Source organism: Enterobacter sp. HK169 (assembly GCF_001719105.1).
In the GTDB taxonomy this organism is placed as follows: domain Bacteria; phylum Pseudomonadota; class Gammaproteobacteria; order Enterobacterales; family Enterobacteriaceae; genus Enterobacter; species Enterobacter asburiae_B.
Genome location: NZ_CP017087.1, coordinates 2,471,255 through 2,490,083 on the forward strand (window position 1 = coordinate 2,471,255; position 18,829 = coordinate 2,490,083).

The window sequence follows — 18,829 nt, forward strand, 5'->3', positions numbered from 1 at the left end:
GAAACCTTTTATTGCACAGCAAACTGCTGGCGAACCTTACGCATCAGCAGGAATAACCAAGGCCAGAGCACACCGTTTACTACACTACTCCAGAACACTTCCGGTCGGAAAGAGACGTTGATCACTAAAAACTCAGCCCAGAAAACAACGATATCCGCAGCGAGCGACAATAGCATCACTACCAGGGCCTGTTGCCAGAGCGCAAGGTTACGAAAGAGCTGGAATTTGAGTGCGACGAGGTACGCAATAATGCTCATGGACAAGGCGCGCACGCCAAGCGTAGAGCCGCTAATGAGATCCAGTATGGCACCCATCACGAAACCTGTGCCGACATTTACGCGATGCGGCAGGGCAAGGATCCAGTAGAGTAAAATGAGCAATACCCAGTTTGGCCGGAAAACGAGAATGTCATCCGGCCAGGGCATCACTTGCAGTAACAGTGCAATGAGAAACGAGAGCCAGATGACCCAGCGTCCCTGGCTACGATAGCTTGCCACTACTGCCCTCCCGAAGAGAGTTTAGGCGGTGGCGGCGCATCCGGCAGCGGCTGCGTTAACCCGGTTGCCGGCGCCGGTACTGGCGCAGGCGGCCCCATGGAATCCGCAGGTGGGAGAACCTGCGGCATCATCTGCATCAGGCGCTCGTTCGCCACGCGATGCACCTCTTCAGGCGTCATCGGATTAGAACCGTTACGATCGGCGCCCCACAGCAGCAGCAGATAGCGCAGACGCTGCAAACCGGCGGTTGGACGGGCCTGAATCACGGTATAGGCACGCTGGGTGTCCAGCTTGACCGAAGAGACCACCGCAACCGGATAGCCTTCAGGGAAGCGTCCACCCAGGCCGGACGTCACCAGCACGTCGCCCACGCGAATATCCGTGTTAGCCGGCAGGTGTTCCAGCTGCAGGTCGTCGGTACAGCCGTTACCGGCCGCAATCACGCGGATGTCGTTGCGCAGAACCTGGATCGGCAGAGCATGCGTGGCATCGCAAATCAGCAGCACGCGGCTGGTCAGTTTGGCCACGGCAACAACCTGGCCCACAACGCCTTTATCACTGATAACAGGCTGACCTTCATACACCCCGTTCACGCTCCCTTTGTCGATCACAACCTGATCGCTGTAGGGGTCGTTCACGGTGGAGATCACCTGCGTGACCATTTTCTGCTCATCCTGACGCAGCGGCGAGCCGAGCAGTTCACGCAGACGCGCGTTCTCCTGCTTGTATTGCCCCAGCATCAGCAGTTCGCTGTTTTTCAGCAGCAGTTCCTGACGTAATGCCCGGTTTTCGAGTTCGAGTTGGTCGCGCGAAGACAGCGTTTGAGAAACGGAGTCGAGCAGTTCACGGGGACCATTTGAAACAAAGTAGAAAGGACTGACGGCGGTATCCATGTACGTTCTGATCTGGCTGAACGTACCGAGGCGGCTATCGGCAATAATGACCCCAAGCGCAACCAGAACCGCCAGAATAAGGCGAAACTGTAGCGATGGGCCACGGCTAAAAATTGGCTTCATAGGCTATGCGTATTCTCGCGTCAGAGAGAAAGGGTAGCAAATTGCTACCCTCTCAAACTCGACTACTCTTCGCTGAACAAATCGCCGCCGTGCATGTCGATCATTTCCAGCGCCTTGCCACCACCACGGGCGACGCAAGTCAGTGGATCTTCTGCAACTACGACAGGAATACCTGTCTCTTCCATTAACAGGCGGTCGAGGTTACGCAGCAGCGCACCACCACCGGTCAGAACCATACCGCGCTCGGAGATATCGGACGCCAGCTCTGGTGGGCACTGTTCCAGCGCAACCATTACCGCGCTCACGATGCCCGTCAGTGGTTCCTGCAGAGCTTCCAGAATTTCGTTGGAGTTCAGGGTGAAACCGCGTGGAACACCTTCAGCCAGGTTACGGCCACGTACTTCGATCTCACGCACTTCATCGCCCGGATACGCAGAGCCGATTTCGTGTTTGATACGCTCTGCGGTGGCTTCACCGATCAGAGAGCCGTAGTTACGGCGCACATAATTAATGATGGCTTCATCGAAGCGGTCACCACCGATACGTACGGAAGAGGAGTACACCACGCCGTTCAGAGAGATAACGGCCACTTCAGTGGTACCACCACCGATATCCACAACCATAGAACCGGTAGCTTCGGAAACAGGCAGGCCAGCACCGATGGCCGCAGCCATTGGCTCTTCAATCAGGAACACTTCACGTGCACCTGCACCCTGGGCAGATTCACGGATTGCGCGACGCTCTACCTGGGTTGCACCAACCGGCACACACACCAGAACACGCGGGCTTGGACGCATGAAGCTGTTGCTGTGAACCTGCTTGATGAAGTGCTGAAGCATTTTTTCAGTCACGAAGAAGTCGGCGATAACGCCGTCTTTCATTGGGCGAATGGCGGCGATGTTGCCAGGGGTACGACCCAGCATCTGCTTCGCGTCATGACCCACTGCAGCAACGCTTTTCGGCGAGCCTGCACGATCCTGACGAATGGCCACAACGGAAGGCTCATTCAATACGATGCCTTGTCCTTTTACATAAATAAGGGTATTCGCGGTACCCAGGTCAATGGACAGGTCATTGGAAAACATGCCACGAAATTTTTTCAACATACTAAGGGATAATCCTGAAAGCTGGGGCGGAAAACAAAATCCGCTTACTTTACCAACCACACGCAGCAGCGACAAGGCGCAAAAATCATCTGCAACGGTGAAAATTTGTGCAGTACGTTTCCTGATGTTACAAAATCATCCCCTGATTCCCTCAGGGCTGAGTAAACAGTAGCGTTCCCCACTGACGTTTGTAACCCGTTACAGGTCGTTCACTGGCTTTTTGCTCGACATACTCAAAGCTACAGGCGCGATATTCTACGTGAAAACAGCGTAAACGGCAGGTCAAACAGAGTATCTTTGCAAATATTTTTTCACGTTGGTGTCAAGCGGTTGAGAGGCAGCAAAAAAATCCCCCTGACCGCCCATCACGCCGCGCGCTGTTAACATCTGCCATTCGCTTCTGGAGCGCACGCCCGTGGCAAATACTTGTGTTCGCGTACCCTTGCACGCTTCTACCAGACTCTGTACCAGCAGCTGGTTTTCCGTACGCTTCTCAATATTCCTTACCAGCCCCGGATGTAGCTTTAATAACTCCACATCCAGTTCCTTGATCCAGTTGGTGCTGACCAGCGTTAAACCTGCCTGCGTCACAGCGATACGTGCACCGAGCGCATTGATCAAACGTACCACCGGACGTAACCGGCTGATGTGTTGACCTACATCGGCCTCAGCAAGTTCAAAAATAATGTGTTTACGTTGCGATTTTTCGCATTGCATTAGCGTATCACGTAGCCAGCGCTGAAAACGTGGGCGTATTAACGACTCCACGGTGACCTGTAACGCCAGGTTTTCTTCAGGCCAGAAGGATAAAAACGGAATCAGCCGGGTAATTTGCTGGCGGTCATACTCTTCGGACAGGCCAAATTGCAGCACCATCGGCAGATATTCCGCAGAGATGACCTCTTCGGTACCGTCAAAAATACGACACATCAGTTCACGGTGATGAACGTTGCCGTTTTTCATGACCGCGGGTTTTTGATAAATACGTGGACCGCCGCGGCTGAGCATTTGCTCAATCAGCGTTCGCCAGCGCACGTTGCCGCGCCCTTTTTCCGGCAGCGAGTCATCGTAAACCGCCCATCCGTTGGCCCCCTGTAACACGGCGTTGCGGGTAGCGGCTTCCGCATGTTCCATCACCTGCTCTGTGGATTGTCCGCCACGCCAGGCGCAGATCCCCATGTGGACCATATCGTCCCTGTCGAGCATTTTGCTCTGCGGCAGCGCATCTACCGCCTTCAGCAGCTGGCTGGCGATGCTTTCGGATTCCTTCAGCGTACGGTGAGGCAACAGCACGGCAAAGTCGCTGCGGTGATAGCGGGCCAGCAGCGCGCCCGGGTAGCGCATAATAAAGGTGGAGAGCAGGTTGATCAGCGTAAAGAGGTTTTCTTCCGCGGCTCGCTGTCCCCAGGTGTCGCGCAGGAGATCGAAATCGGGCAGGCGAATCATCATCACCACCCCGTGTGTCCCCACTTTTTCTGAATCGTCGAGCAGCGTGGCGAGCTGATTATCAAAGAAAAGACGGTTGTTAAGGCCAGTTTTATTATCCTGCGCCGCATAAGAGCGGATCAGCGTATCCATACGGCTGCGCTGGTCGCTGGCAAACTGGATTTCGGAGAGCAGGGTATCGAGCGCGCTGCTGGCGCGTGACGGCCACTCGTGGACAGAGCCACGCACCTGCGGGCCGCGTTCACCGTTCAGGATACGTACGGATCGCATCTCCAGCAGCTCCTGACCGGAAAGCTGGCGGCGCAGCCAGCGGACCGCGAGAAAGATCAGCAGGACGATAAACGCAACGGCGACGGTGAGCGGTGCGGTGGTCATCATGGAACGGAAATAGCTGGCCATCGGATCGAGGTAGACCATGTGTATGGTCATCCCCGGATTTTTAAGGGAATGCACCGTCACTTCCCGATACTGGCTTACCACGCCCGCGGGGCGATAGCTTCCCGGTCGTTCATGGCTTAAAACACGATGCTTTCCCTGCAGAATGTCGATCTGAACGATATCAACAGGTACCATCAACTCATCAAGCTCACGGGAGAGCGCCGGTAGGGGCGTCGTCAGCAGACGCGTATCAATCACCGAGGCAACAGACTGTACCCGGTTGACCAGCTTGTCCTGAATGGCGGTGTAAAAACTCAGGGAACAGCCCAGAAGCGTGACAAAAATGGTAAGCCCCGTCAGCAAGGTGATAAAAGCTGAGAACTTCGTCGTTAATCGCATCCTTGAGATTACTCCGTGGGTTGATGGGGTAGCGAGTAAGCGCTAACTTGCATTTCAAATGCGGCATACTACCAAATCGGGCGTATCTGGCAATTTATTGCGTTAAATCGGCACTGCGTTTCCCTGAGCGAGTATAGTCTTCAGAAATTATTTTCCAATCATCTGAGTCGTGAGGACCCCGTATGCAGGCTTTGATCTTAGAACAGCAGGACGGCAAAACGCTTGCCTCAGTGCAGGCGGTTGAAGAGAGTCGCCTGCCGGAAGGCGACGTAACCGTCGACATCGACTGGTCCAGTTTAAATTATAAAGATGCGCTGGCTATTACCGGTAAGGGTAAAATCATCCGAAATTTCCCTATGGTGCCGGGGATCGATTTCGCTGGGCGGGTTCATACCAGCGAGGATCCGCGCTTCCATCCGGGCCAGCATGTGCTGCTCACCGGCTGGGGCGTGGGTGAAAATCACTGGGGCGGGCTGGCAACGCAGGCGCGCGTGAAGGGCGACTGGCTGGTGCCTGTGCCGAAAGGCATGGATGGCCGCAAGGCGATGATCGTCGGCACGGCAGGCTTTACCGCCATGCTGTGCGTGATGGCGCTGGAAGATGCAGCTATCCGCCCTGAGTCAGGGGAAATTGTCGTCACCGGCGCCAGCGGAGGCGTGGGCAGCACGGCAGTCACGCTGCTCCACAAGCTGGGCTATCAGGTCGCTGCGGTTTCCGGCCGAGAAAGCACCCATGACTATCTGCGCCAGCTCGGTGCCAGCCGCATTCTCAGCCGCGACGAATTTGCCGAAACCCGTCCGCTGGAAAAACAGGTTTGGGCTGGGGCGGTGGATACCGTCGGTGATAAGGTGCTGGCAAAAGTCCTGGCGCAGATGAACTACGGCGGCTGCGTGGCAGCCTGCGGTCTGGCGGGCGGATTTGCCCTGCCAACCACCGTGATGCCATTTATTCTGCGTAACGTACGCCTGCAGGGCGTGGATTCCGTGATGACCCCGCCGGCCCGTCGTCATCAAGCCTGGGAACGGCTGGTGCGCGATCTGCCGGAATCTTTCTATACCCAGAGCGCAACGGAGATAACCCTCAGCCAGGCGCCGGAATACGCCAGTAAGATCATGGACAACCAATTCCACGGCCGCGCGCTGGTGAAAATCGCCTAATCTTCAAATTTTCGTGACATATTCGCGCGAATCCCTCTCCTCCGTCATGCTTAGAAAAACGCATGACGGAGGATGCCATGAAAAACCGAAAACTGACGGAAGCTGACGTAACGTCTGAGTCTGTCTTTATGTTACAGCGCCGCCAGATCCTGAAAATGCTTGGCATCAGCGCCACAGCCCTGACGCTCTCTCCCGCGGCACACGCCGACCTGCTCGACTGGTTTAAAGGCAACGATCGGCCAAAGGCCCCATCCGGCGCCCCGCTCACCTTTACCAAACCGGCCGAATGGCAAAACAAGCTGACGCTCACGCCGGAAGATAAAGTTACCGGCTACAACAACTTCTACGAATTTGGTCTCGATAAGGCCGATCCTGCCGCCAACGCGGGGAGCCTCAAAACCGATCCGTGGACGCTGAAAATTGATGGCGAAGTGGCGAAACCCCTGACGCTGGACCATCACGATCTCACCACCAGTTTCCCGCTCGAAGAGCGTATCTATCGCATGCGCTGCGTGGAAGCCTGGTCGATGGTTGTGCCCTGGGTCGGCTTCCCGCTGCATAAACTGCTGGCGATGGTTGAACCCACCAGCAATGCAAAATATGTCGCTTTCCAGACGCGCTATGCGCCGGACGAGATGCCCGGGCAGAAAGATCGGTTCATCGGCGGCGGGCTTGAATATCCATATGTGGAAGGGCTACGTCTCGACGAAGCTATGCACCCCCTCACCCTGCTGACCGTTGGCGTTTATGGCAAAGCGCTTCCGCCGCAGAACGGTGCCCCCATCCGTTTAACCGTACCGTGGAAATATGGCTTCAAAGGGATTAAGTCTATCGTCAGCATTAAGCTTACCCGCGAACGTCCGCCAACCACCTGGAATCTGGCGGCCCCGGACGAATACGGTTTCTTCGCCAACGTGAACCCGCACGTGGATCATCCGCGCTGGTCGCAGGCAACCGAGCGGTTTATCGGTTCCGGCGGTGCGCTGGACGTGAAGCGCCAGCCGACGCTGCTGTTTAACGGCTATGCGGATGAAGTGGCCTCGCTTTACCGTGGCCTCAACTTACGGGAGAACTTCTGAGTGCGTTTAACGGCAAAACAGATTACCTGGCTGAAAGTGCTGCTGCACCTGGCCGGGCTGCTTCCTTTTATATGGCTGTTCTGGGCCGCAAGCCAGGGGCTCTTTAGCGCAGACCCGGCGAAGGATATCCAGCATTTTACCGGTCGGATGGCTCTGAAATTTTTGCTGGCCACCTTGCTCGTCTCGCCGCTGGCGCGCTACGCTAAACAGCCCTTATTGATACGCACCCGTCGCCTGTTAGGGCTATGGTGTTTTGCCTGGGCGACGCTGCACCTCACCAGCTACGCCCTGCTGGAACTGGGAATTAACAATCTGGCGCTGCTTGGCCGCGAACTGGTGACACGTCCTTATCTGACGCTGGGTATCGTGAGCTGGGTGGTTTTACTGGCGTTAGCGCTGACATCCACGCAATATGCGCAGCGAAAACTGGGCAGGCGCTGGCAGCTTCTGCATAACTTCGTCTATCTTGTCGCGATCCTCGCTCCCATTCATTACCTGTGGTCGGTGAAGATCCTCTCGCCGCAGCCAATCCTTTATGCACTGGCGGCCGTGGCGCTTTTGGCATGGCGTTACAAGAAGTTCCGCCAGTGGTTGCGATAGTTCGCGAAACTGTGCGTTTTCCCGCAGATTACCCGTCAACCGCAAATCTTTTTCGGATAGCGGTTGATAATCTTCCCTGATAAGACCAGTATTTAGCTGCTAAATGCTACGAAATCGTTATAATGTGCGACCTTGGTTCGCCTGACAGCGGTTTTAAGCCTCTGAAAAGGTGACATTTGCGTTTCGAAGGTATATTTTGTTTTTTACCCGAAAATCGCAGGAGATAGCGGCATAATGACTGATAAATTCCATATCTTAGTTTTGAACGGACCGAACCTGAACATGCTCGGCACCCGTGAGCCAGAGAAGTACGGCACGCTAACATTGAGTGAAATTGTTAACCGTCTGGGAACGGAAGCAGCGTCACTGAATGTGGATTTGGATCATTTTCAGTCGAATGCGGAGTACGCACTCATCGACCGTATTCATCAGGCTAAAGACAATGTGGACTATATCCTGATCAATCCGGCCGCGTTTACGCACACCAGTGTTGCTATCCGCGACGCACTGCTCGCGGTGAGTATCCCGTTTATCGAGATCCACCTGAGTAATGTGCACGCCCGAGAGCCGTTCCGTCACCATTCGTATCTGTCAGATATCGCTGCTGGCGTTATCTGTGGACTGGGCGCAGACGGCTATTCATACGCTTTACAGACAGCGGTAAAACGCTTGTCACAATCACACTAAACAAGAGTACGGAACCCACTCATGGATATTCGTAAGATTAAAAAACTGATCGAGCTGGTTGAAGAATCAGGCATCTCCGAACTGGAAATTTCTGAAGGCGAAGAGTCTGTACGCATCAGCCGTGCAGCCCCAGCCGCTAGCTTCCCGGTAATGCAGCAAGCTTATGCTGCGCCAGTGCAGCAGCCTGCGCTCTCCGCAGCCGTTGCGCCAGCAGCTGAAGCCGCACCTGCCGCTGCAGCAGAAATCAGTGGTCACATCGTACGTTCCCCAATGGTTGGTACTTTCTACCGCACCCCGAGCCCGGACGCGAAGGCGTTCATCGAAGTGGGTCAGAAAGTCAACGTAGGCGATACCCTGTGCATCGTTGAAGCGATGAAAATGATGAACCAGATCGAAGCAGACAAATCAGGTACTGTTAAAGCGATTCTGGTCGAAAGTGGTCAGCCGGTTGAATTTGACGAGCCGCTGGTCGTCATCGAGTAACGAGGCGTACATGCTGGATAAAATTGTTATCGCCAACCGCGGCGAGATCGCACTGCGTATTCTTCGTGCCTGTAAAGAACTGGGCATCAAGACCGTCGCTGTGCACTCAAGCGCGGATCGCGATTTAAAACACGTATTGCTGGCGGATGAGACGGTCTGTATTGGCCCGGCTCCGTCCGTAAAAAGCTATCTGAACATCCCGGCTATCATCAGCGCCGCTGAAATCACCGGCGCGGTGGCAATTCATCCGGGTTACGGCTTCCTCTCTGAGAACGCCAACTTTGCTGAGCAGGTTGAACGCTCTGGCTTCATCTTCATCGGCCCGAAAGCCGACACCATCCGCCTGATGGGCGACAAAGTGTCTGCAATCACCGCGATGAAAAAAGCCGGTGTTCCAACCGTACCAGGCTCTGACGGCCCTCTGACCGACGACATGGATGCTAACCGTGCTCATGCTAAACGCATTGGCTACCCGGTTATCATCAAGGCGTCCGGCGGCGGCGGCGGTCGCGGTATGCGCGTTGTGCGTAGCGATGCTGAACTGGCGCAGTCCATCTCCATGACCAAAGCAGAAGCGAAAGCCGCTTTCAGCAATGACATGGTGTACATGGAAAAATACCTGGAAAACCCACGCCACATCGAAATTCAGGTGCTGGCTGACGGTCAGGGTAACGCGATCTATCTGGCAGAACGTGACTGCTCCATGCAGCGTCGTCACCAGAAAGTGGTCGAAGAAGCACCAGCACCGGGCATTACCCCGGAACTGCGTCGCTACATCGGCGAGCGTTGCTCCAAAGCGTGTGTCGATATCGGCTATCGCGGTGCAGGTACCTTTGAGTTCCTGTTCGAAAACGGCGAGTTCTATTTCATCGAAATGAACACCCGTATTCAGGTTGAACACCCGGTTACCGAAATGATCACCGGCGTTGACCTGATCAAAGAACAGCTGCGTATCGCTGCAGGCCAGCCGCTGTCCATCAAGCAGGAAGAAGTTGTGGTGAAAGGCCATGCGGTAGAGTGCCGTATCAACGCCGAAGACCCGAACACCTTCCTGCCAAGCCCGGGTAAAATCACGCGTTTCCACGCGCCGGGTGGCTTTGGTGTGCGCTGGGAGTCTCATATCTACGCCGGTTACACCGTACCGCCGTACTATGACTCAATGATCGGCAAGCTTATCTGCTACGGCGAAAACCGTGACGTGGCGATTGCCCGCATGAAAAACGCCCTGCAGGAGCTGATCATCGACGGTATCAAAACCAACGTAGATCTGCAGATGCGTATCATGAGCGACGAGCACTTCCAGAATGGTGGAACTAATATCCACTATCTGGAGAAAAAACTCGGTCTGAACGAGAAGTAAGAGACCTGTGTTGCTAAAAGGCCGGATTATCCGGCCTTTTTTATTTCTGGGGATCGCCAGGCCCCATCATGTACAATCCCCGCTTTCTTCATCCACAAGGGACAAAAAATGGACAAACGTTTTGTTCAGGCCCATAAAGAAGCGCGCTGGGCGCTGTGGCTGACCCTTCTCTATCTCGCTGCATGGTTAGTAACTGCTTACTTACCTGACTCCGCTATTGGCATCACCGGCCTGCCGCACTGGTTCGAAATGGCGTGTCTGCTGGTACCGCTGGTCTTCATCCTGCTGTGCTGGGCAATGGTGAAATTCATTTATCGCGATATTCCGCTGGAGGACGATGATGCAGCTTGAAGTCATTCTGCCGCTTATCGCTTACTTGTTAGTGGTGTTTGGTTTATCCGTTTACGCCATGCGTAAAAGAACGACGGGCACCTTCCTGAACGAGTATTTTCTTGGCAGCCGCTCGATGGGCGGCGTCGTGCTGGCCATGACGCTGACCGCGACCTACATCAGCGCCAGTTCGTTTATCGGCGGACCCGGAGCAGCCTATAAATACGGGTTAGGCTGGGTGCTGCTGGCGATGATCCAGCTTCCTGCCGTCTGGCTCTCGCTGGGCATACTGGGTAAAAAATTTGCCATTCTGGCGCGCCGTTATAATGCCGTGACGCTCAACGATATGCTGTTTGCCCGCTATCAGAGCCGTTTACTGGTGTGGCTGGCCAGCTTAAGCCTGCTGGTGGCCTTTATTGGCGCAATGACGGTACAGTTTATCGGCGGGGCACGCCTGCTGGAAACGGCAGCGGGTATTCCCTACGAGACAGGCTTGATCATCTTCGGAGTCAGCATTGCGCTGTATACCGCGTTTGGCGGATTCCGCGCCAGCGTGCTGAACGATACGATGCAGGGCATGGTTATGCTTATCGGCACTCTTGTCCTGCTGGTCGGCATCGTCCACGCCGCGGGCGGCCTGAGCCATGCGGTTGAAACGCTCGAGACGATCGATCCAAAACTGGTTTCGCCGCAGGGCGCGGATGACATCCTTTCGCCAACCTTTATGACCTCGTTCTGGGTGTTGGTGTGCTTTGGGGTGATTGGCCTGCCGCATACCGCCGTACGCTGTATCTCTTACAAAGACAGCAAAGCCGTGCACAGAGGTATCATTATCGGCACTATCGTTGTCGCAATCCTGATGTTTGGTATGCACCTGGCGGGCGCGTTAGGTCGGGCAGTTATTCCTGACCTTACCGTACCCGATCTGGTTATCCCAACCCTGATGGTTAAAGTGCTGCCGCCATTTGCCGCCGGGATCTTCCTCGCCGCACCGATGGCCGCCATTATGTCGACCATCAACGCTCAGCTGCTGCAAAGTTCCGCTACGATCATTAAAGATCTCTATTTGAACCTGCGTCCTGAGCAGGCAGAGAATGAACGGCGCCTGAAGCGCATGTCGGCCGTTATTACTTTGGTGTTAGGGGCATTGCTGCTGTTAGCCGCGTGGCGCCCGCCGGAGATGATCATCTGGCTGAACCTGCTGGCATTTGGTGGGCTTGAAGCGGTATTCCTGTGGCCGCTGGTGTTAGGGCTCTACTGGGAGCGCGCGAATGCCGCCGGTGCGCTGAGCGCGATGATTGTAGGCGGCGTGCTTTACGCCGTCCTCGCAACGTTTAAGATTCAGTACCTGGGCTTCCATCCAATTGTGCCTTCGTTACTGCTAAGTTTACTGGCGTTTGTGGTGGGGAACCGTTTCGGTCAGCCCGTCCCACAACCCGCTATGATTTCTACTGATAAATAAAGAGTTTTGCCATGCCGTGGATCCAACTAAAACTGAACACAACCGGCGCGAACGCCGAAGAGCTGAGCGATGCGCTGATGGAGGCCGGTTCGGTCTCTATCACCTTCCAGGACACGCATGACACGCCGGTCTTTGAGCCGCTGCCGGGCGAAACCCGCCTGTGGGGTGATACCGACGTTATTGGCCTGTTTGATGCCGAAACCGATATGAAAGAGGTTGTCGCGATTCTGGAGAATCATCCTCTGCTGGGCGCAGGTTTCGTGCATAAAATCGAACAGCTGGAAGATAAAGACTGGGAACGCGAGTGGATGGATAACTTCCACCCGATGCAGTTCGGCAAACGTCTGTGGATCTGTCCGAGCTGGCGCGATGTCCCTGATGAAAGCGCAGTGAACGTGATGCTCGACCCGGGCCTGGCGTTTGGTACCGGTACTCACCCAACCACATCTCTGTGCCTGCAGTGGCTGGATGGTCTGGATCTGGACGGTAAGACAGTGATCGACTTCGGCTGTGGATCCGGGATCCTCGCGATTGCAGCCCTGAAGCTGGGCGCGGCAAAAGCCATCGGGATCGATATCGATCCGCAGGCGATTCAGGCCAGCCGCGATAATGCCGAGCGTAACGGCGTCTCCGATCGTCTGGAGCTGTATCTGCCGGATGCTCAGCCAGACGCCATGAAAGCCGATGTGGTGGTCGCTAACATTCTGGCGGGCCCACTGCGCGAACTGGCCCCGTTAATCAGCGTGCTGCCCGTTGAGGGCGGTCTGCTGGGGCTTTCCGGTATCCTGGCAAGCCAGGCCGACAGCGTGTGTGAAGCCTACGCCGATCTCTTTGCCCTCGACCCGGTGGTGGAAAAAGAAGAGTGGTGCCGCATCACCGGGCGTAAAAAATAAGAATCTGGCGTGGTCATCTGACCACGCCTCTCACCCTCTGATAATCCTCTCTCCCCCGTTCATTCTTCGGTAAAATAACCCTACAAATCATGTTGATTTGTATTACAAAAATTCACCGGAAGAATATGATGACACACGTTACAGGCAAGGCAGCGCTGCTGGCGCTGAGCATGATTTCGGCTTCAGCATTTGCATCACACTGGAGCTATGAAGGGGAAGGTTCACCGCAACACTGGGGCGAGATGGACGAGGCATACAAGACCTGTCAAAGCGGTATGAACCAGTCTCCTGTTAATATTGATTCGACCACTAACGCCCATCTCTCCCCGCTACAAACCCACTACGTTGACGGCCCTGTTACGCTGACGAACAATGGCCATACCATTCAGGCAGGTGAACAGGCGAACACCCGCGATACCCTTACTCTCGATAAGCAAACCTGGACGTTACAGCAGTTCCATTTCCACGCGCCGAGCGAAAACACCGTACATGGCAAGAGGTACGCGATGGAAATGCATCTGGTTCATAAAAATGCCAGTGGGGAACTGACGGTGGTGGCGGTCATGTTTGATAAAGGGGCCGCAAACCCGGAGCTTGAAAAACTGTGGCGCGTTATGCCTCAGCAGGCCGAGCAGAACGTCTCCATCAAACAGGATCTCAACCTGAACAAACTGCTGCCAAAAAATAAAACGTACTGGCGCTTTAGCGGTTCACTGACCACTCCACCGTGTTCAGAAGGCGTTACCTGGATTGTACTTAAGCAGCCCCTGACGGTTTCTGCAGAACAACTTGCCAGATTCACCCGAACAATGCATCACGATAATAACCGTCCGGTACAATCGCTGCATGGGCGCGTCGTGGTCGAATAACACGCATTTTTCGCATGACGATCATGTTCTAAAATGCGACGCAGATCGCAAAGAAGTGGGGAAATCTGCTGTTAAAAACAGCAGATTATCCCGCTTCAGCGACGCATTTATTCAGAAATGATGAGAAGTTACGGGAAATTGTAAGCGCCCATAAAATAACCATTACCATATAACTTAATGATTTAAATAATGAATAATTTTTAACGGGAAGATTGGGCGGCGATTCCTTGATCTACAACAGTGGATTGTTCAAAGTTTGGCCTTTCATCTCGTGCAAAAAATGCGTAATATACGCCGCCTTGCAGTCACAGTATGGTCATTTCTTAACTCATGCGCATCGGACACCACCAGCTTAGAAATCGCCTGATCGCAGCCCCAATGGCAGGTATTACAGACCGGCCGTTCAGGACGCTGTGCTATGAGATGGGAGCCGGTTTAACCGTATCCGAGATGATGTCGTCTAACCCGCAGGTTTGGGAAAGCGATAAATCCCGCCTTCGGATGGTGCACGTTGATGAACCAGGTATTCGCACCGTGCAAATTGCCGGAAGCGTGCCTGAAGAGATGGCAGATGCCGCGCGGATTAACGTGGAAAGTGGTGCCCAGATTATTGATATCAATATGGGGTGCCCGGCCAAAAAGGTGAATCGCAAGCTTGCAGGTTCAGCCCTTCTGCAATACCCCGACCAGGTGAAAGCTATCCTGACGGCGGTTGTCAGCGCGGTGGACGTTCCTGTTACGTTGAAGATTCGCACGGGTTGGTCGCCGGAACACCGTAACTGTGTAGAGATTGCCCAACTGGCCGAAGACTGTGGCATTCAGGCCCTGACCATCCATGGACGCACTCGCGCCTGTTTGTTCAACGGTGAAGCTGAATACGACAGCATTCGGGCAGTTAAGCAGAAAGTTTCCATTCCGATTATCGCGAATGGCGACATAACTGACCCGCTTAAAGCCAGGGCTGTACTCGACTATACGGGAGCTGATGCTCTGATGATAGGACGTGCAGCTCAGGGAAGACCCTGGATCTTCCGGGAAATCCAGCATTATCTGGACACTGGGGAGCTGCTTGCCCCGCTGCCTTTGGCAGAGGTTAAGCGCTTGCTTTGTTCGCATGTTCGGGAACTGCATGACCACTACGGTCAGGCAAAAGGGTACCGAATTGCGCGTAAACACGTCTCCTGGTATCTCCAGGAGCACGCTCCAGATGACCAGTTTCGGCGCACATTCAACGCCATAGAGGATGCCAGCGTACAGCTGGAGGCGTTGGAGGCATACTTCGAAAATCTTGCGTAATGAAATAAAGAGCTGACAGAACTATGTTCGAACAACGCGTAAATTCTGACGTACTGACCGTTTCTACCGTTAACTCTCAGGACCAGGTAACTCAAAAGCCCCTGCGTGACTCGGTTAAACAGGCACTGAAGAACTATTTTGCTCAACTGAACGGTCAGGATGTTAATGACCTGTATGAGCTGGTACTGGCTGAAGTTGAACAGCCACTGTTGGACATGGTGATGCAATACACCCGCGGTAACCAAACCCGCGCTGCGCTGATGATGGGTATCAACCGTGGTACTCTGCGTAAGAAACTGAAAAAATACGGCATGAACTGATACTAATCAGTTAAATGCTTGTTTAAAAAGGCGCTCTTCGGCATGGGGAAGCGCCTTTTTTATTACCTGCGCTTCTCCGTCAACGCATTGTAAACCTTCGCCTCTCCTGCTTTTCAACCCCGATTTTTCGTGTATATTTCCCCCACCTTACTGGCGCTCTTCCCGCGGAATGACACAATGATTCGTAAATACTGGTGGCTGGTTGTCTTTGCAATCTCCGTTCTCATTTTCGATGCACTCCTGATGCAGTGGATTGAACTGATGAGCACCGAAACCGATAAGTGTCGCAATATGAACTCCGTCAATCCGCTGAAACTCGTGAACTGCTCAGAGCTCGACTAACCGCCCGATTGCGCAAATCACCCCGTTATTACCCACTAAAAACGGGGATTTAAATCCCTTTGAGCCATTACCTGACGGTGATAATGTCTCGCCCTTCTCAACCGCTCTAGCGTAACCCCACACTCGAGTAGAACCGTCCATGCTGGTCAGCCAATACAACCATATCCTTGTCGTCCTCTCCTTTGTTGTTGCCATTCTTGCTGCGTATACCGCGCTGAACATGGCTGCACGTGTCGCCGGGAGTGAGGGCGTCGCTGCCCGCGTCTGGCTGGCTGGCGGCGGTATTGCTATGGGGATTGGCGTGTGGGCCATGCATTTTATCGGCATGCTGGCGATGGACCTCTCCATGAGCATGAGCTACAACGCCACCCTGACGGTGCTATCCATGGTCATCGCCGTGGGTTCGTCGCTGTTTGCGCTATGGCTTGTGAGCTGCGAGCAACTACGCCTGCGCCGACTGCTGCCCGGCGCGCTGGTGATGGGGAGCGGTATTGTGGCCATGCATTACACCGGCATGGCGGCGCTGGAGGTGATGCCCGGGATAATCTGGGACAAGGTCTGGGTGGCCATTTCGGTCGTGATTGCGCTTGCCGCTTCACTCGCGGCATTATGGCTGACCTTCCGCCTGCGTCGCGAAGCCGCGCAGGTCGTGCTGATGCGCATGGGTGCCGCCATCACGATGGGAATTGCCATTGCCGGCATGCACTATGCCGGGATGAAAGCGGCGCAGTTTCCGATGTCCACAGTGGTTCACCATGAGGGGATTAACGGGAGCTGGCTGGCGGTGCTGGTCAGCGTCGTCGCGCTCTCTATTCTTGGGATCACCCTGCTGGTGTCGATGCTGGATGCCCGCCTTCAGGCACGCACCGCCCTTCTGGCCTCGTCGCTGGCAGAAGCTAACCGGGAACTCGCTCAGCTGGCGCTACACGATACCCTGACGCGTCTGCCCAACCGTATCCTGCTGGAAGACAGACTCGATCAGGCCATCAGCAAAGCCGATCGTGAAGGGAATCACTTTGCCCTGATGTTCATGGATCTTGACGGCTTTAAAGCTATCAATGACGCCTACGGCCATGATGTCGGTGACAGGCTGCTGGTCGCCGTTACGCAGCGTCTGCTGCTTCTCCTGAAAGGCCAGTTCACCCTTGCACGCATCGGCGGTGATGAATTTGTTCTGCTGGCAGAGGGAGAAGGTCCGGACGACGCGGCATCGCTGGCGAATTCGCTGGTGCGCGCGATCGATAGCCCCTTCAATCTCAGCCCCTATGAACTGGTGGTGACCCTCAGCATTGGTATCGCGCTGTACCCTCACGACGGCAAAACCGAGCGTGAGCTGATGTTTAACGCCGACGCGGCGATGTATCACACGAAGCATATGGGCCGTAACGGTTACCACTTCTTCCAGCCCTCCATGAACACCCTGGCGCAGACCCATCTCCAGTTAATGAACGATTTGTGGATGGCGATCGATCGCAATGAGCTGCGCCTGCTGTATCAGCCAAAATTTCACGCCCCGGCGGGCCCGGTCCTCGGATTCGAGGCGCTGTTGCGCTGGCAGCATCCTAAGCAAGGGTTACTGACGCCGGACCTTTTTCTGCCGCTGGCGGAAAAAACGGGGCTGATCGTCCCGATTGGCAACTGGGTGATTAATGAAGCCTGTCGCCAGCTGCGGGAATGGCATCTTCAGGGACATCAAAGCTGGTCAATGGCGGTAAACCTGTCGACACTGCAGTTTGAACAACCTTCGCTGGTTAAAACGGTTCTCGACTGCCTGGCACTTCACCAGGTGCCACCGGAAATGTTGATCCTCGAAGTGACGGAAACCACGGCGATGAGTAACCCGGATGAGAGCGTACGGGTGCTGACAGAGCTGACGAATGCGGGGGTGAAGGCCTCTATTGATGATTTTGGCACCGGATATTCGAGCCTGCTGTACCTCAAGCGCTTACCGGCCTGTGAATTGAAAATCGACAGGGCGTTTGTGCAAGAGCTCAGCGGCGAGAGCGAGGATGCCACTATTGTCTCTGCGATTGTGGCTCTCGCTAAAACACTTAACCTGAAAGTCGTGGCTGAAGGTGTGGAAACCGAAGCGCAGCAAGCCTTTTTAACCGAGCTGGGCTGTAACACCCTTCAGGGTTATCTGTTAGGTAAACCCGTCAGCGCGCAGACCATAGAAGCACTTTGTGCCCGAGGGGAAATGTTACCCGGCGCTGAGCAATAAGCACCCTCATCTGGCGACACGCGAATAACCGGGAGTGTCGCCAGTATGCTATCGACCAGAGCGGGAGCCTGCTGATAAAGATTAAAACTGTCGTTATTCATTAACCAGTTTTTAATTATTCCGCTAAAAAAACCGTGGAATACAATCAAGGTGAGATCAACATTCACCTGTGGCGAAATGATGTTTCGCGAAATACAGGTCTCCAGCGTGGCGCGTAGCGTGTCATCGTTGAATCCGATACGCTTTCTGATTTCGCGCTCAGAAATCATATCACTGCTAAATTCACACTTATGATACAGAATTTGTAAAAGCGCACATTGCCGGGGTTCATGGGCAATATACTGCAGCGCGGTAATAAATTGCTCACGAAGTTTTAACAATGGATCGTCACTATCGGAAAGGGAAAGCCTGTCATGAATAATCTCGCGAAGCGGTAATTGTTGTTCCCAGATGGCATTAAATATTTCAGATTTACTGGTGAAGTGCCAGTATATCGCGCCGCGCGTCACCTTAGCAGCATCAGCGATATCCGTCAGCGTCGTGCTGGCTACGCCACGCGTCGCAAACTGTTCGATAGCCGCCTCAATCAGCTGCTGCCGGGTTTGTTGAGCCTCTTCTTTCTTTTTACGCGCCATAGGCAACCACTCGTTACTCACAAGGTTTAAAAGTAATATTGCGTTCATGCAAATGTAAGTATTCACTAAAATCCGTTTTAATTTTGCACAAAAAAAGTCACCCCTCTTAATTTATAATCAATATAAATATATCGCCCCAATTAAATTGGCGGAGTGAATAATTAAAAACATTAAACTCATTTACCTGATTAACATGCCTGAAGTATATCCCTGAATGGACCCGGTCTGATTCTGATTTTTTCTACGAGCATGG

The 18,829-nt window shown here is 54.2% G+C and carries 19 protein-coding genes; 14 read left to right on the top strand and 5 right to left on the bottom strand.

Annotated features, from left to right (window positions below):
• Window positions 1-8 precede the first annotated feature (8 nt).
• From mreD to csrD, 4 genes are all read right to left on the bottom strand, one after another.
• Window positions 9-497, bottom strand: a complete 489-nt coding sequence (gene mreD / locus EnteroDNA1_RS11695; protein ID WP_023309399.1) for a rod shape-determining protein MreD — start codon at window positions 495-497, stop codon at window positions 9-11.
• Window positions 497-1,513 (bottom strand): rod shape-determining protein MreC, encoded by a 1,017-nt coding sequence (gene mreC / locus EnteroDNA1_RS11700; RefSeq protein WP_033146767.1) that lies wholly within the window; start codon window positions 1,511-1,513, stop codon window positions 497-499. The genes mreD and mreC overlap by 1 nt, the downstream gene beginning before the upstream one ends.
• Window positions 1,514-1,575: 62 nt before the next feature.
• Window positions 1,576-2,619 (bottom strand): rod shape-determining protein MreB, encoded by a 1,044-nt coding sequence (gene mreB / locus EnteroDNA1_RS11705; RefSeq protein WP_000913396.1) that lies wholly within the window; start codon window positions 2,617-2,619, stop codon window positions 1,576-1,578.
• A 282-nt stretch (window positions 2,620-2,901) separates the two neighbouring features.
• Window positions 2,902-4,842: an RNase E specificity factor CsrD gene (csrD, locus tag EnteroDNA1_RS11710; RefSeq protein ID WP_048981162.1), complete on the bottom strand. Its 1,941-nt coding sequence runs from the start codon at window positions 4,840-4,842 to the stop codon at window positions 2,902-2,904.
• A 182-nt stretch (window positions 4,843-5,024) separates the two neighbouring features.
• Between csrD and acuI the strand changes: the two genes are divergently transcribed.
• The 14 genes from acuI to EnteroDNA1_RS11780 all read left to right on the top strand — a co-directional run bounded on the left by acuI (window position 5,025) and on the right by EnteroDNA1_RS11780 (window position 17,941).
• Complete coding sequence (gene acuI, locus EnteroDNA1_RS11715; protein ID WP_048981160.1) at window positions 5,025-5,999, top strand: acrylyl-CoA reductase (NADPH); 975 nt, start codon at window positions 5,025-5,027, stop codon at window positions 5,997-5,999.
• Between the two features lie 77 nt (window positions 6,000-6,076).
• On the top strand, window positions 6,077-7,078 hold the full coding sequence (msrP, locus tag EnteroDNA1_RS11720; RefSeq protein WP_069303354.1) for a protein-methionine-sulfoxide reductase catalytic subunit MsrP: 1,002 nt from the start codon (window positions 6,077-6,079) through the stop codon (window positions 7,076-7,078).
• Window positions 7,079-7,678 carry a protein-methionine-sulfoxide reductase heme-binding subunit MsrQ gene (msrQ, locus tag EnteroDNA1_RS11725; protein ID WP_032659655.1) on the top strand — a complete coding sequence of 200 codons (600 nt, stop codon included), beginning with the start codon at window positions 7,079-7,081 and terminating at the stop codon, window positions 7,676-7,678. It begins immediately after the preceding gene.
• Between the two features lie 234 nt (window positions 7,679-7,912).
• The gene (gene aroQ / locus EnteroDNA1_RS11730) at window positions 7,913-8,365 is read left to right on the top strand and encodes a type II 3-dehydroquinate dehydratase (protein WP_023309405.1); all 453 of its coding nucleotides are present in this window, start codon (window positions 7,913-7,915) and stop codon (window positions 8,363-8,365) included.
• 21 nt (window positions 8,366-8,386) lie between these two features.
• Window positions 8,387-8,848, top strand: a complete 462-nt coding sequence (gene accB, locus EnteroDNA1_RS11735) for an acetyl-CoA carboxylase biotin carboxyl carrier protein (protein ID WP_010436174.1) — start codon at window positions 8,387-8,389, stop codon at window positions 8,846-8,848.
• Window positions 8,849-8,858: 10 nt separating this feature from the next.
• Window positions 8,859-10,208, top strand: a complete 1,350-nt coding sequence (gene accC / locus EnteroDNA1_RS11740) for an acetyl-CoA carboxylase biotin carboxylase subunit (RefSeq protein WP_023333644.1) — start codon at window positions 8,859-8,861, stop codon at window positions 10,206-10,208.
• Between the two features lie 108 nt (window positions 10,209-10,316).
• Complete coding sequence (locus EnteroDNA1_RS11745; protein WP_006178860.1) at window positions 10,317-10,559, top strand: YhdT family protein; 243 nt, start codon at window positions 10,317-10,319, stop codon at window positions 10,557-10,559.
• Window positions 10,549-12,000: a sodium/pantothenate symporter gene (gene panF / locus EnteroDNA1_RS11750; protein ID WP_048981157.1), complete on the top strand. Its 1,452-nt coding sequence runs from the start codon at window positions 10,549-10,551 to the stop codon at window positions 11,998-12,000. Before EnteroDNA1_RS11745 ends, panF begins: the two co-directional genes overlap by 11 nt.
• An 11-nt stretch (window positions 12,001-12,011) precedes the next feature.
• Complete coding sequence (prmA, locus tag EnteroDNA1_RS11755; protein ID WP_047650964.1) at window positions 12,012-12,893, top strand: 50S ribosomal protein L11 methyltransferase; 882 nt, start codon at window positions 12,012-12,014, stop codon at window positions 12,891-12,893.
• Window positions 12,894-13,021: 128 nt separating this feature from the next.
• Window positions 13,022-13,762: a carbonic anhydrase gene (locus EnteroDNA1_RS11760; protein WP_033146772.1), complete on the top strand. Its 741-nt coding sequence runs from the start codon at window positions 13,022-13,024 to the stop codon at window positions 13,760-13,762.
• Between the two features lie 330 nt (window positions 13,763-14,092).
• On the top strand, window positions 14,093-15,058 hold the full coding sequence (dusB, locus tag EnteroDNA1_RS11765; RefSeq protein WP_023309409.1) for a tRNA dihydrouridine synthase DusB: 966 nt from the start codon (window positions 14,093-14,095) through the stop codon (window positions 15,056-15,058).
• A 23-nt stretch (window positions 15,059-15,081) separates the two neighbouring features.
• Complete coding sequence (fis, locus tag EnteroDNA1_RS11770) at window positions 15,082-15,378, top strand: DNA-binding transcriptional regulator Fis (protein ID WP_000462905.1); 297 nt, start codon at window positions 15,082-15,084, stop codon at window positions 15,376-15,378.
• Window positions 15,379-15,555: 177 nt separating this feature from the next.
• A complete protein-coding gene (locus tag EnteroDNA1_RS11775) occupies window positions 15,556-15,720 on the top strand; it encodes a DUF2556 family protein (RefSeq protein WP_008502862.1) in 165 nt (54 codons plus the stop codon).
• A 139-nt stretch (window positions 15,721-15,859) separates the two neighbouring features.
• On the top strand, window positions 15,860-17,941 hold the full coding sequence (locus EnteroDNA1_RS11780; RefSeq protein ID WP_069303355.1) for a putative bifunctional diguanylate cyclase/phosphodiesterase: 2,082 nt from the start codon (window positions 15,860-15,862) through the stop codon (window positions 17,939-17,941).
• Here the strand turns inward: EnteroDNA1_RS11780 and envR are convergent.
• Window positions 17,857-18,576 carry an acrEF/envCD operon transcriptional regulator gene (gene envR, locus EnteroDNA1_RS21900; protein WP_071891644.1) on the bottom strand — a complete coding sequence of 240 codons (720 nt, stop codon included), beginning with the start codon at window positions 18,574-18,576 and terminating at the stop codon, window positions 17,857-17,859. The genes EnteroDNA1_RS11780 and envR overlap by 85 nt on opposite strands.
• Window positions 18,577-18,829: the final 253 nt, after the last annotated feature.

Excerpts from the sequence above, each read along its gene's own strand:
- mreC (WP_033146767.1), bottom strand. The coding sequence starts at position 1,513 with ATGAAGCCAATTTTTAGCCGTGGCCCATCGCTACAGTTTCGCCTTATT.
- mreB (WP_000913396.1), bottom strand. The coding sequence starts at position 2,619 with ATGTTGAAAAAATTTCGTGGCATGTTTTCCAATGACCTGTCCATTGAC.
- csrD (WP_048981162.1), bottom strand. The coding sequence starts at position 4,842 with ATGCGATTAACGACGAAGTTCTCAGCTTTTATCACCTTGCTGACGGGG.
- acuI (WP_048981160.1), top strand. The coding sequence starts at position 5,025 with ATGCAGGCTTTGATCTTAGAACAGCAGGACGGCAAAACGCTTGCCTCA.
- msrP (WP_069303354.1), top strand. The coding sequence starts at position 6,077 with ATGAAAAACCGAAAACTGACGGAAGCTGACGTAACGTCTGAGTCTGTC.
- aroQ (WP_023309405.1), top strand. The coding sequence starts at position 7,913 with ATGACTGATAAATTCCATATCTTAGTTTTGAACGGACCGAACCTGAAC.
- accB (WP_010436174.1), top strand. The coding sequence starts at position 8,387 with ATGGATATTCGTAAGATTAAAAAACTGATCGAGCTGGTTGAAGAATCA.
- accC (WP_023333644.1), top strand. The coding sequence starts at position 8,859 with ATGCTGGATAAAATTGTTATCGCCAACCGCGGCGAGATCGCACTGCGT.
- EnteroDNA1_RS11745 (WP_006178860.1), top strand. The coding sequence starts at position 10,317 with ATGGACAAACGTTTTGTTCAGGCCCATAAAGAAGCGCGCTGGGCGCTG.
- panF (WP_048981157.1), top strand. The coding sequence starts at position 10,549 with ATGCAGCTTGAAGTCATTCTGCCGCTTATCGCTTACTTGTTAGTGGTG.
- prmA (WP_047650964.1), top strand. The coding sequence starts at position 12,012 with ATGCCGTGGATCCAACTAAAACTGAACACAACCGGCGCGAACGCCGAA.
- EnteroDNA1_RS11760 (WP_033146772.1), top strand. The coding sequence starts at position 13,022 with ATGACACACGTTACAGGCAAGGCAGCGCTGCTGGCGCTGAGCATGATT.
- dusB (WP_023309409.1), top strand. The coding sequence starts at position 14,093 with ATGCGCATCGGACACCACCAGCTTAGAAATCGCCTGATCGCAGCCCCA.
- fis (WP_000462905.1), top strand. The coding sequence starts at position 15,082 with ATGTTCGAACAACGCGTAAATTCTGACGTACTGACCGTTTCTACCGTT.
- EnteroDNA1_RS11775 (WP_008502862.1), top strand. The coding sequence starts at position 15,556 with ATGATTCGTAAATACTGGTGGCTGGTTGTCTTTGCAATCTCCGTTCTC.
- EnteroDNA1_RS11780 (WP_069303355.1), top strand. The coding sequence starts at position 15,860 with ATGCTGGTCAGCCAATACAACCATATCCTTGTCGTCCTCTCCTTTGTT.
- envR (WP_071891644.1), bottom strand. The coding sequence starts at position 18,576 with ATGGCGCGTAAAAAGAAAGAAGAGGCTCAACAAACCCGGCAGCAGCTG.